Below are 12,527 nucleotides of genomic sequence, written 5' to 3'. Positions count from 1 at the left end.
ACGCGGAACAGCCGCTGCCAGGCCTGCTGGCCGGCCTTGGCCTCGCGCATGCCTAGCAGCAGCCCGGGCAGGTCCTCAGGGTGCACGCGCTCGGCGAAGACGCGCAGGCCCACAGGCTGCAGCGGCGCCACGGGGCCGAAGATGTGCTCGGCCTGGCCGCTGATGAAGCCGAGTTCGCCACCGCCGCCGGGCGCGCTGCGGTACTGGAACAGCATGCCGGGCGTCTCGCTGCTGAGGCGGCCGAGCAGCTCGGCCTGGGCCTGCAGATGGGTGCGGCTGGCGAGCAGGTCGACATGCTCGCGGCGGTGGGCGAACCAGGCGCCGACGGCGTTGGCAATGTCGGCCAGCAGCGTGGCCTGCACGGCGTCCAGGCGGCGCGGCACGGTGTCGCCCACGCACAGGGCCCCCAGCGTCAGGTTGCCCAGGCGAATGGGCAGGCCGGCGTAGGCGCGCAGGCGGGTTGCACCGATCACCCAGGGGCTGGTGGCGAAGCGGGGATCGGTCGTGGCGTCGGGCACCTCGAACAGCGTCTCGCCGAGGATGGTGTGGGCGCAGAAGGAGGCCTCGCGCTCGCAGTCGACCACCTCGGTGCCGTAGCGGGCCTTGAACCACATGCGGCGCTCGCCGACGAGGCTGATCAGCGCGATGGGATAACCGAGCAGATGAGCGGCGCAGCGCACCAGGCCGTCGAGCACGGCGTCGGGCTCGGGCTGGGTGGGCGGCTGGCTCAGGCCCAGCTCGGCCAGGCACTGCAGGCGCTCGGCCTCGTCGGCGGGGAGTTCATGCGCCCGCATGGAGGGCCTCTGAGCTTTGGGGGACGGGCATCTGGGACTTTCGCCGACCGAGGGCCGGTGACTGTCAATCTAGGCGCCCCCACCCGGCGGCGCTGCCGGGAGTTCTTGATGCCGGTTGCCGGGGCGCTCAGGTCCGCGCCGCTCAGGCGTCGTTGCTGATCAGACCGTGACGTATTGCCAGCTTGACCAGGGCCGTCACGTCGGACGCGCCGAGCTTGGCCATCAGCCGGCTGCGGTAGCTGTCCACCGTCTTGGGCGACAAATGCAGGGCGGTGCCGATCTCGTTGCTGGAATGGCCATCGACGACCATGGTGACGACCTGGCGTTCACGCACCGACAGCGCGGCGAAGGGGTCGTCGCCCGTGCCTTCAGCCAGCGCCCGCGCGGCGAGTTCGCCCACGCCCTGGCCGAGATGGCGGCGGCCGCTGCGCAGCGCCTCGATGGCCTGCAGCAGTTCCTCCGATGGCGAGCCCTTCAGCACATAGCCGCAGGCACCCAGCTTGAGGGCCATGCCGACGTGGCGGGGCTGCGCCGACATGGTCAGCACCAGGGGCCGCACGGGCAGGTGGCGGCGCTGCAGCTCGGCCAGCAGCTCCATGCCGGAGCGCGGACCCAGCGACAGGTCAACCAGGACGATGTCCGGCGTCAGCTGCTGCAACTCGGCCAGGGCGGCGGTGATGTCGCCGCTGTCGCCGACGACATCGTGGCCAGCCTCGGTCAGCAGCGCGCGCAAGCCCTGGCGCACCATGGCGTGGTCATCGACGAGGTAGATGCGGGCGGCTTGCGTCATTCCGGGGTTTGCCATCGCAGGGTCAATTGCGTGCCGCCGCCCTCGCGCGGGCCCAGCTCCAGCGTTGCGCCGATGGCGCGGGCGCGCTCGCGCATGCCGATGAGGCCGAGGTGGCCGGGGCGACGCTCGAAGTCGGCGTCCAGGCCGCTGCCGTCATCGGCCACGCCGAGTTCGATCTCTTGCGCACAGCCGTAGAAGCTGAGCCTGACCTCGGTGGGCCGGGCGTGGCGCAGCGCGTTCTCGAGGCCTTCGCGGGCGATCATGAACAGAGCGTACTCGACCTCCACCGGCCAGCGCTGCGTCAGCAGCTCGTCCTCCGCGTCCAGCACCAGGCGCACGCCCGGATGCAGGGCGCGGCGCTGAGCGACCTCGTTGTCCAGCGCCGCGGCCAGGCCTTCATCCTCCAGCAGCGGCGGGCGCAGGTCGACGAGCACCTGGCGCACCTCGCGCAAGGCCTGGTCGATGAGGCCGCGGGCCTGCTGGCGGGCGTCCGCAGCGCCCAGGTCCAGCATCAGGCGCAGGGCGGTCAGCGTCTGGCCGAGCTGGTCGTGCAGGGCCTGGGCCAGGCGCTGGGTGGTGCGGCGCTCCTGGTCCATCAACTGCTCGGCCAGGGCCGACAGCGCGGCCTCGGCGTCGACCTGCACCGAGATGTCGACGACGGCGCACAGCAGCAGCGCCCGGCCCGCCAGGTCGACGGGTTCGGCGACGAGTTTGGCGTGCAGGCGACAGCCTGAGACCGGGTGCAGTTCGCGGTCGTCGATCTCGGTGCGGCCCTCAGTGCCGGGCAGTGGCGCCAGGCCCAGGGCCTCGGCGGTCTGGCCGACGACGGACAGCGTCGGCCAGCCGAGCAGGCGGCCGAGCTCGTCGTTGGACTCGATGACGGTCTCGCTGGCGACGTCGAACAGCGCGATACCAACCGGCACCGTGTGGAAGAGGGCGCGGAACTTGGCCTGGCTGTCGGTCAGCGCCTGTTCGGTGAATTTGGCGATGGTGATGTCGGACAGCGTGGCCAGCACGCGGGCTGGCTGGCCGCGTGCGTCGCGCTCGGTCCAGCCGCGGCAACGCAGCCAGCGTGTCGCGGCGCCGGCCAGGCGCAGGTCGATGTCCAGCGGCGCGCCGTGCTGCAGATGGGACTGCAGGGCGGCCCGCCATTGGCCCTGGTCGTCGGCGTGCAACTGCTCGGCGAGGCGGCCGGGGCGATCCAGCAGGGTCAGGGCACGGGGCGACAGGTATTCGCTGTCGGCAGCGATGTCCCATTCCCACAGGCCATCGGCGGCGCCCTTCATGGCCCGGGCATAACGCGCCTGTTCGGCGTCGGTGCTGCCGAGGTCGCGGGCCATGCACAGCCAGCCCGTGCCGTCCGGCAAGGGGGCGATGCTGGCCTCGAAGCGGGCCAGGCGGCCACTTTGGGTGCGCAGCGCATAGCGCAGGCGCTGGGAGCTGGGCGCGCAGGCTGCCGCGAACTGCTGCGCCAGGGCGGGCGGGCCGATGCTTTGCAGCGATCGACCCTGCAGCGTTGCCCAGGGTGCGTGCAGATCGGGGTGATCCGGGTGGTTGCAGGCCGCGAAACGCAGGTCGGGCCCGATCAGGAAGCACAGGTCCGGCAGGGCGGCTGCGATGGCCGGCGCAGCCTGCGTCCAAGGCTCGCGGTCCGGCGTTTCAGGCATCGCTACAGCGTACCGTAGCTGTGCAGGCCTGAGAGGAACATGTTGACGCCCAGGAAGGCGAAGGTCGTGACCAGCAGGCCCACCAGCGCCCACCAGGCCGAGGCCATGCCGCGCAGGCCCTTCATCAGCCGCATGTGCAGCCAGGCGGCGTAGTTGAGCCAGACGATCAGGGCCCAGGTTTCCTTGGGGTCCCAGCTCCAGTAGCCACCCCAGGCCTCCGCGGCCCAGAAGGCGCCGAGGATGGTGGCGATCGTGAAGAAGGCAAAGCCCAGCGCGATGGACTTGTACATGAGGTCGTCGAGCTGGGGCAGGTCGGGCAGGCGCGCCGTCAGGTGGCCGCGCAGCGCGACGGCAATGCCCAGGAAGGCGGCGACACCGGCGATCTTGTAGGCCCAGCCCTGCAGGCCGGCGACGGTGGCGGCCTCCAGCGTGGCACCGAAGCGCACCGCCAGGATCAGGCCGACGATGCCCAGCGGCATGGCAACGAGGCCGATGACGAGGGCGCGTGTCGTCGCCGTCTTCAGCAGAAAAGCCAGGGCCACCATGGCCGCCAGCGCGAAGCTGCCATAACCGACGAAGTTGGCGGGCACGTGGATCTTCATCCACCAGCTCTGCAGCGCCGGCACCAGGGGCTGGATCTCCTGGGCCTCGCGGGCCAGCGTGTACCACAGCAGGAAGCTGACCGCGCCGCTGACGACCAGCATCACGTAGGCGCCCAACGAACGCGTCGCGAAGCGGGCCTCGTAGTAGAGGTAGAAGGTTGTCGTCAGCCAGCAGAACAGCACGAAGACTTCGTAGAGGTTGCTGACGGGGATGTGGCCGATGTCGGCGCCGATCTGGTGGCTCTCGTACCAGCGCACCAGCGTGCCGACCAGGGCCATGAAGACGCCGCCCCAGGCCAGCTTGGAGCCGACCACCTCGGCCACGCTGTTGCGGCCGGCGCCGGTGAAGAAGCCGCCCCAGTAGAAGAGCATGCTCATGTAGAACAGCAGGCTCATCCACAGGATGGCGCTCTGGCTGGACAGCATGTACTTCAGCCAGAACACCTTCTCGCCGGCGGCCAGGTCGGCGCCGAAGCCGTCGGTGTGCTGGGCATACAGGCCGATGGCGATGAGGGTGGCCGCACCGACGGCGACGCTCAGCCAACGCAGCGGCTTCCAGAACCAGCCCAGCGCGATCAGCGCCGGCATGGCGCACAGCAGGATGCCCTGCTCGTAGACGTCCATCGACGCGTGGTAGCGGCTGAAGGCATAGCCGCCACCGAGCAGCACGAGGGCGGCGAACAGCCAGTCGAGGGTGTCACGGCGCTGCAGCGCGTGGCGGCGCGGCAGGTCAAAGGTGGTGGTGTTCATGAGGGCTCCTTCAGCACGGCGGCTTTGAGCTGGGCGAACATAACGGCGTTGTCGGGCGACTCACGGGTGCTGGACATGGCCATGCGCACCTGCGAGCCGCCCGGGTCGGCGCTGGGCACGAGCCAGACCCACAGCCTACGCTCCTTGATGTAGAGCATGGAAAAGACGCCGACGATGAGCAGGAGGGCGCCCAGATAGACCAGCTTCTGCCCAGGCGCGCGGGCGACCTGGAAGACGCTGGCCTGGACCTGCTCGAAGTTCTCCAGCTGCAGCAGCGTGGGCGACGGGTAGTAGAGGCTGTCGGACAGGGACAGCACGGCCTGGGTCATGAAGCCCTGGGCGGCGGCATCGGTGCCGGCGGGCTTGAGGCCAGCGCGCTCGCGGGCAATCTGGTGCAGCTCGAACAGGCTGCCGTTCAGGATGCGCAGCAGCACCTCGGAGACGCGCTGGCGGTCGGCCTCGGGCACGTCACGCTCGATGAACTGCGACAGCGCCGGCAGGCCGCCCTTGACGTCGTCGCCGGGCTTGGCGGCGGCGCCGGAGAACAGCGTCAGCGCACGCTGGGCCGTCAGCTGCAGCTGCGGCGTCAGCTGGGGCTGGTTGGGCGGCGTGGCGGCGGCGGCATAGCGGCGCGCAGCGACGTCACGCTGGGCGGTATCGGCCAGGGCCTGGCGAAGGCGCAGCCAGCCGCTCAACTCGCCGTTCTCGTCGGCCGGCATGCGCAGATAGCGGAAGGTCTCGGCCGGGGTGTCGCGCACGCCGGCGAGGAAGAGCTTCTGCCCGTCCAGCTCGACCGGCAGCATGTAGTTGTTGTACTCGCGGGCCTGGCCGGCGGCGTCGCGCAGCTTGTAGCTGAAGCTCGGGCCGACGTTGTGCAGAACTTTGCTGCCGTCCGACTTGGCGCCGCTGCCGAGATGCTTGCCAAGCGCCGCGCCGAGGTCGACCTTGCGCACGTCGGCGCCGCTGGCATTGGCGCCGCTGCTACCGTCATTGGCGAGGTTCTCGACATTGATGACGCGCAGGCCGTCGAGCTCCAGCGTCTGCTCGCCAAAGGCCATCTTCGTGCCGACGCGGCCGGCAAGCTTCAAGGGCGTGCCGGTGCTGGCCAGCGGCATGGCCTTGAGCTCGAGCTTGCTGCCGCCGTCCTCGAAGCTGCTCTGGTAGATGGCCAGGCCCTTGTGGATGACGGGTTCGTTGACCTTGACCGTGGCCTCGCGCCGTGTCGTGCCGTCATGGATGACGATGTCGCTGGCAAAGCTCTTGGGCATGCCCGTCGGGTAGTAGTCGACCTTGAATGCCTTCAGCTCGATGTCGAAGGGCAGGTCCTGCAGCACGACGCCGCTGGGCAGGCTCAGCACGGCGATGCCCTGGCGCTGCTTCTCGGTGACCGACACATTGCCGCGAAAGCTCGGATTGCCGGTGGAGAGCCGGTGTTCGGGCCGGATGTCCGACACGAAGCCTGAGCCGGTGTAGAGCTGCTTGCCCTGGGCCCACATGGCCAGCTTGACCATGGCGTTGCCGTCCAGCACGCCGCCAATGAGGATCAGCACGATGGCGGAGTGGGCGCAGAGGTAGCCGATCTTGTTGGCCGCGCCGCGGCGGGCCGCGATCATGATGCCGTTGTCGCGCCGCTGCACGCGGGCCTTCCAGCCGTGGGCCGCCAGCGTATTGCCGATCTCGGCGAGGGCCATCGAGGGGTTGCTGGGCAGCTCTCCGATGGCCTTGTGGTGGTGGGCCTGCAGGGACTGCTCGCGCACGCCCTCCTTGTAGCTCTTCAGGTCGACCAGGATCTTGGGCGCGTTGCGGGCGATGCACAGGCTGGTCGAGAGCACCAGGAAGGTCAGGATGACCAGAAACCAGGGCGCGCTGTAGACCGTGTAAAGCCCCAATTTGCCGAATACCTCAGCCCAGAAGGGGCCGAACTGGTTGACGTAGTTGCCCATGGGCTCGCTCTGGCGCAGCACGGTGCCGATGACCGAGGCGATGCAGATCACGCTGAGCAGCGTGATGGCGAAGCGCATGGACGCGAGCACGTCCAGCAGTTCGCGGGCGGGTGAGGAGCGAGGGACAGGGACGGCGGACATCAGCGATCAACAAAAAAGGCCGGTGGGGTTCACCGGCCTTTGTTCCTCAAGGCAAGCGCCGCGTTCAGCGCAGGCCAGCGATGTAGTCGGACACGGCCTTGATTTCCTTGTCATTCATCTTGGCGGCGACGGTGACCATGACGGGATTGTTGGCGCGTGCACCGCTGCGGAAGGCCACCATCTGCGCTTCGACATAGTCGCCATGCTGGCCGCCCAGGCGCGGGTACTGGACCGGCAGGCCGGAGCCGTTGGCACCGTGGCAGCCGGCACAGGCTGGCACATTGCGCTCGGCAATGCCGCCGCGATAGATCTTCTCGCCCAGGGCGACCGTGTCCTTGTTCTTGGCGAAACCCGGCTTGGCGGTCTTGGCGGCGTAGAAGGCGGCCACATTGCGAATGTCTTCTTCCGACAGCGGGGCGGCCATGCCTTGCATGACGGGGTTCTTGCGCTTGCCGCTCTTGAACTCGGCCAGCTGCTTGGCCAGGTATTCGGCGTGCTGGCCCTGCAGGATGGGATTGGCCGGGCTGCCACGCGAGCCGTCCGCCGTGTGGCAGGCTGCGCAGACCTGGGAAGAAATGGCACCGCCCTTGGCCGAATCGGGCTTGGCAGCAACAGCAGCGGGCTCGTTCGCGTGAGCCGTGGCGGCCAGCAGCAGACTCGACAGGAGGAGGGCGACAGTCTTCATGGATTTATACGGTCTCAAAGGGCGTAACCCGAGAATTTTACAATGCTGAACCACAGCGTCCGAGCTAGACATGACCGACAAGATTCCTGAGGCCCTGCCGGCCGAGCCCCTCACCGAGAAGCTCGCCCTGGCCTGGACGCATACCACGCGCTTCCTGACCACCGCCAGCCAGCTGGTGCATCTGCCCGCCACCGAACTGCCCGAGATCGCCTTCGTCGGCCGCTCCAACGCCGGCAAGTCCACCGCCATCAACACGCTGGCCCAGCAAAAACGCCTGGCCTTTGCTTCCAAGACGCCGGGCCGCACCCAGCACATCAACCTCTTCGAACTCGGCCCCAAGGACGCGGCCGACGCCCTGTTCGCCGACTTGCCGGGCTATGGCTACGCGGCCGTGAACAAATCGGCCAAACTGCGCTGGCAAAAGGTCATGGCCGACTACCTGGAAGTGCGCCGCAGCCTGTCGGGCGTCGTGCTGATGGTCGACTCCCGCCTGGGCCTGACCGACCTGGACAAGCAGCTGCTGGAGTTCGTCGCCGCCCGTGTGGCCACCGGTGAGATCAAGTTGCTGGTGCTGCTCACCAAGTCCGACAAGCTCAATCGCAAGGAAGCAGACGCGGCCTTGCGCGCGACGACGGAGTTCCTCGCTGCGATGACCACCGAGAACTCCGACGTCGCGGTGACGCTGTTCTCGGCGCTGAAGAAGAGCGGCGTCGGCGACGTGGCGCTGGCGCTGCGCGAATGGGTGCTGGCGCATCGGCTGCCCGACGACATGCCGGCGGTCGAGCCGATTCACTCGGCGGGCTGAAGCTCAGCCGCCGTCCAGGTCGCTCATCAGCGTGTCCACGGCGCGTTGGACGACGTTATCGTCTTCCAGTGCCGTGATGAGGCCGTTGGACAGCAGCGCCTCCAGCGCGCGGCGGGTCAGCGGCAGGCGTTCGTCGGAGTCGCGGCCGACGAACAGCAGGAACTGCCGGCCCTCGCTGATCCAGGCGATCTGGGTGGTATGCCAGTCGCCCTGGATGAAGAGATGGAACCAGCGGCCGATCTGCAGGCCATCGATCCAGCGTTGCAGCGCCGCGCGCGCATCCGGCGAATCGTGCTGGTTGTAGAGCTGCACCGGCACAGTCGGCAGTTCGCCGCGGTCGACGTCGACGCTCAGCCAGTGCGAAGGCACCTGGGAATCGCGCTCCTCCATCAGGCGCTGGACGATCTCGTCGGCCGAGGCGGGCGCGGCACTGCTCGCCGTGGGCGAGGCGGGCGGCGGGGCGGCGGGGCGGCGCTCGGCGGGGTCCAGCGCCGGCAGGCCGCGCAGCAGGCGGGCATGCTGGGCCATCAGTTCGGACAGGGCCGGCTCGCGCTTGGCTTCGGAGAGCTGGATGCTTTCGCAGCCGGTCAGCAGGCGCTCGATGAGGACGGGCAGGCGCATGCGCAGGGCCTCGCGGTCGGCGAGGTCGCGCGGCGTGATGAGGCTGTCGAGCACGGCGTCGACCATCTCCATCGCCGCGTGGGCTTCGTGCGAGTCGCGGCCGTGGCGCACCATGGCCGCGACGATGACGTCCACCCAGGCCGTCTGCAGGAAGCGGTGCATGCGCGGGCCCAAAGGGGCGCCGGTGATCTGGTGGTCGATCTGATCGCGGATCAGCTCGCGCCAGTCGCTGCGCAGCTGTTCCCGCTCCAGGGCCGCCAGCGCGACGGCATTGCGTTCGCTGCTCTGGCGGGCCTGCTGGTCGATGTGGGCGTCGACGCGAGCCAGCACCTGCTGGAAGAGCAGGGCGTTGGGCGTGGGCGCGTCGACGAGAAGCTGGGCCTCGGCTTCCATGAAGCGCAGGAAATCCACAAGGCGGGCGTCATCGGCGCGCTCGAAGGCCATGCCGTGGGCGGCGACGCGGTTCAGCAATGCCCAGGTGGGATGGTCCTGGCGGCGCAGCAGCATGCTGTCGCTGCGTGCCAGGCGCACGACGGCGATCTGCAGTCGCGCCAGCAGCGCCTTCAGCGGCGGCAGCAGGCGCGGGTCGGCCAGGATCTGGTCATAGAGCCGGCTCAGCATGTCCGGCCCCGTCGAGCGCACGAAGGGCGCCGGGGCCAGCGGACCGCGCTGGGTGACGGGGCTGTGGGGCGCCAGGCCCTGCGGCCGGGAGTTGACCGCGTCGACGCGGCGCGACAGGCCGTCCAGCGTGCCATGAGCGGCTGGCCGCGTACTGACGCCGCGGGCCGCGGCCAGGCGCTGGTGGGCCAGCGGGTCGGTCTGGGCATGGCCGTGGGAGGCCACCATGTCGCTGATGTCGGCGGCGCGCAGCGTGGCGCAGGCCTGGGTGTAGAGGCGGTTCAGGGCGCGGGCCAGCGGTGTCGCGGCCACACGCATCAGCTCGTACTGGGTCTGGGCGCCGAGCGGGCTGGACGCCAGCGCATGGTGAAGTGCGTGAGCGTAGAGGGCCGGGCGCAGCGGGTTGTCGCGCTCGCGGGCCCGTGCGATGCCGCGCAGCGCCGCGAAGAAGTTGCCGATCTGGTGCAGCTCGGCCCGGCTCATGTCCTCGGCCGCATGGGCGACATGGGCGATGGCCACGTCCTGCAGCGCCTGGTGTTCGTCGACGAGGCTGAGGCTTTCCAGGCCGCCGAGCTGGGCGGGCGAGCGGTGCAGGGGATCGTCGCCGCGACGGCCGGCCTGCAGCAGCTCGATGAGCTTGCCCTCGAAGTCGGCCGCGAAATGCGCGCGCACCTTGCGCCAGGCCTCGCGCAGTGGATAGTGCTGGGGCTGCGCTTCGAGCTCATCCTGCACGCTGTTGAGCAGGTCGCGGGCCATCGGGCCGGCTTCGGTCAGCGCGTGGTCAAGCAGGTCGTGAGGATTCGGGCTGAAGGGCATGGACGCTATCGAGGGGCGTGATGAGATTATCCGGCGCCAGGCTGGTGCACCCCGATGTGTTGCCCCCTCTTACCGACCCCTCAACCACATGGCAAACGCCGCACTTCAGAACCTTTTCACGCTTTTCCAGGCTGGGCGCCATGCCGAGATGGCCGCGCAGGCCCGCGCATTGCTCGCCGAGCATCCCCAGGACGGCACGTTGTGGAAGGCCCTGTCCGTGGCCCTGCAGATGCTGGGCGAGGACGCGCTGCCGGCCTTGGAGCGCGCCCTGGCCCTGTTGCCGGACGATGCCGAACTGACGGCCAATCTCGGCGCCCTGCTGGCCTCGCGGCAGCGTTGGCCCGAGGCGCGGGCCGCCTATGAGCGAGCGCTGGCGCTGCAGCCGCGCCTGCCTGGCGCCCACAACAACCTCGGCAACGCGCTGCTGGCCCTGGGTGAGCCGGCCCAGGCCCTCGCCGCCTTTGAGGCCGCCCTCGCGCTGCAACCCGGCCTGGTCGCCGCCCTGGGCAACCGCGGGCGGGCGCTGCTGGCACTGGGGCGCCACGCGGATGCGGCGCAGGCCTTCGAGCAGGCGATCGCAGCACGCCCGGCGGACGCGGGTCTGCGCGGGCATGCCGCAACGGCCTGGGCCGCAGCCGGGCGCCCTCGTGAAGCGGTGGCCAGGCTGCGCGAGGCCGTGGCCCTGGCGCCGGCGGATGTCGCCCACCGCTTCGCGCTGGGCAACCTGCTGCAGGAGGTCGGCGACGCGGTGGGTGCCGTTGACGCTTGGGAGGCCGTGCTGGCGCTGGATGCCGGCCATGCCGAAACCGCCTGCAATCTGAGCCTGCTGCGGCCGCAGCGCGGCGAGGCGGTGTTGACGGCGGCCCTGGCCACGGGCCTGGCCGGCGAGCGCCGGGCCGCGGCGCTGGCCAACCTGGGCGGGCTGCGGCTGCGCGAGGGACGGCATGCACAGGCTGTGGCCGCCTACCGTCAAGCGCTGGACGACGCGCCGACGTCGCCCCAGGCGTTGAGTAACCTCGCCCAGGCTTTGAAGCAGCAGGGCCGCCTGGACGAGGCCGATGTGGTGCTGAGCCGCCTCATTGCCCTCGATCCGACGCTGCTGACCGCACGCAGCGACCGTCTGCTGCTGCGTGCATATCGCCAGCAGGGTGCCGAGCTGCGGAGCGAGGCGCAGGCCTTCGGTCAGGCTGTGGCGGCGCCTGCCGTTTCGCGGCCCGCGCGCGCGGCTGGGCCTTTGCGCGTCGGCTTGGTGTCGGCCGACCTGCGCGGCCATCCGGTCGGGCGGCTGGCCGAGGCCTGGCTGCCGGCGCTGGCGCGGCGTTGCGAGCTTTTCGTCTACGCCAACCATGGTGCCGACGATGAACTGACCCTGCGGTTGCGGGCCGCCGCGCCGCGTTGGCTGCACGTGGCCGGCTGGGATGACGCGACGCTGGCGCAACGCATCGCGGCCGATGGCATCGATGTGCTGATCGACCTGAACGGCCACACGGGCGGTCATCGCCTGGGCGTGTTCGCGCGCCGGCCGGCGCCGCGACAGTTGAGCTGGCTGGGCTATGCGGGCAGCACCGGGCTGGCCGAGATGGATGGCTTCATCGGCGACCGTTGGCTGTTGCCTGAGGGCGCCGAAGCTGGTTTTGTGGAGCCTTTGCTGCGGCTGCCCGACAGCTTCACGGTCTATGCGCCGCCCGCCGAGGCGCCTGCCGTGGCCATGCGGGAAGGACCGATGTGCTTCGGCTGCTTCAATGCCCTGCACAAGCTCGGCGACGAAGTGCTGGCGCTGTGGGCGCGCGTGCTGGAGGCGGTGCCCGACAGCCGGCTACTGCTGAAGGCGCCCGGTCTGCAGCACGAGGCGGAGCGCACGGCCCTGCTTGGCCGCTGGCCGGGTGACGCGGCACGGCTGGACCTGCAGGGGCCGGGGCCGCTGGCCGACTATCTCTGCGACTTCGGGCGCATCGATATTGCCCTCGACCCCTTCCCGCACAGCGGCGGCATGACGACGCTGGACGGGCTCTGGATGGGCGTGCCGGTGCTGACGCTGCCGGGGCCGGCGCCGATCTCGCGTCAGGGCCTGAGCTTCATGCAGACGCTGGGGCTGGCGCAAGACTGGGTGGCGTCGGACGCGGAGGACTATGTGCGCCTGGCGGTACGCTGGGCCGCAGATCGCGCGGGCCTGGCGGCGCTGCGCGCCGGGCTGCGTGAACGCATGGCAGTCAGCCCCCTGGGTGACGCCGAGCGCTTCGCAGCGGGCTGGGTGGCGCAGGTGCAGGCATGATGCGCGCCGTCGCCATCCACCTC

9 protein-coding genes are annotated in these 12,527 nt (G+C 70.0%); 2 read left to right on the top strand and 7 right to left on the bottom strand.

Going from position 1 to position 12,527, the window contains the following annotated elements; translation table 11 throughout:
- From ACXJKJ_RS04280 to ACXJKJ_RS04255, 6 genes are all read right to left on the bottom strand, one after another.
- Positions 1 to 794, bottom strand: a 794-nt coding sequence (locus tag ACXJKJ_RS04280) for a GAF domain-containing protein (protein WP_457389212.1), incomplete at its 3' end; no start/stop codon positions are given.
- A 142-nt stretch (positions 795 to 936) separates the two neighbouring features.
- Positions 937 to 1,584, bottom strand: a complete 648-nt coding sequence (locus ACXJKJ_RS04275) for a response regulator (RefSeq protein WP_056202806.1) — start codon at positions 1,582 to 1,584, stop codon at positions 937 to 939.
- Positions 1,581 to 3,251, bottom strand: coding sequence for a histidine kinase (locus tag ACXJKJ_RS04270; RefSeq protein ID WP_457389211.1), 1,671 nt, complete (start codon positions 3,249 to 3,251; stop codon positions 1,581 to 1,583). Before ACXJKJ_RS04270 ends, ACXJKJ_RS04275 begins: the two co-directional genes overlap by 4 nt.
- 2 nt (positions 3,252 to 3,253) lie before the next feature.
- Entirely contained in the window at positions 3,254 to 4,603 is a 1,350-nt protein-coding gene (gene ccsB / locus ACXJKJ_RS04265; RefSeq protein WP_056202810.1) for a c-type cytochrome biogenesis protein CcsB, read from the bottom strand.
- Complete coding sequence (locus ACXJKJ_RS04260) at positions 4,600 to 6,687, bottom strand: cytochrome c biogenesis protein ResB (RefSeq protein ID WP_457324230.1); 2,088 nt, start codon at positions 6,685 to 6,687, stop codon at positions 4,600 to 4,602. The genes ccsB and ACXJKJ_RS04260 overlap by 4 nt, the downstream gene beginning before the upstream one ends.
- Positions 6,688 to 6,751: 64 nt before the next feature.
- Positions 6,752 to 7,372: a c-type cytochrome gene (locus tag ACXJKJ_RS04255; protein ID WP_457389210.1), complete on the bottom strand. Its 621-nt coding sequence runs from the start codon at positions 7,370 to 7,372 to the stop codon at positions 6,752 to 6,754.
- 70 nt (positions 7,373 to 7,442) lie between these two features.
- On the opposite strand from ACXJKJ_RS04255, the gene yihA reads away from it, so the two are divergent.
- Positions 7,443 to 8,177, top strand: coding sequence for a ribosome biogenesis GTP-binding protein YihA/YsxC (yihA, locus tag ACXJKJ_RS04250; RefSeq protein ID WP_056202819.1), 735 nt, complete (start codon positions 7,443 to 7,445; stop codon positions 8,175 to 8,177).
- A 3-nt stretch (positions 8,178 to 8,180) separates the two neighbouring features.
- Here yihA and ACXJKJ_RS04245 read toward each other — a convergent pair whose 3' ends face one another.
- On the bottom strand, positions 8,181 to 10,232 hold the full coding sequence (locus ACXJKJ_RS04245; RefSeq protein ID WP_056202822.1) for a DUF1631 family protein: 2,052 nt from the start codon (positions 10,230 to 10,232) through the stop codon (positions 8,181 to 8,183).
- A gap of 88 nt (positions 10,233 to 10,320) precedes the next feature.
- Here ACXJKJ_RS04245 and ACXJKJ_RS04240 point away from each other — a divergent pair, with 88 nt between their 5' ends.
- A complete protein-coding gene (locus ACXJKJ_RS04240) occupies positions 10,321 to 12,504 on the top strand; it encodes a tetratricopeptide repeat protein (protein ID WP_457389209.1) in 2,184 nt (727 codons plus the stop codon).
- Positions 12,505 to 12,527 lie beyond the last annotated feature (23 nt).

The sequence above is a fragment of the Roseateles sp. P5_E1 genome, from assembly GCF_054049335.1.
Note: the sequence above shows the minus strand (reverse complement) of the source record. Positions and strands in the feature narration are given on the sequence as shown.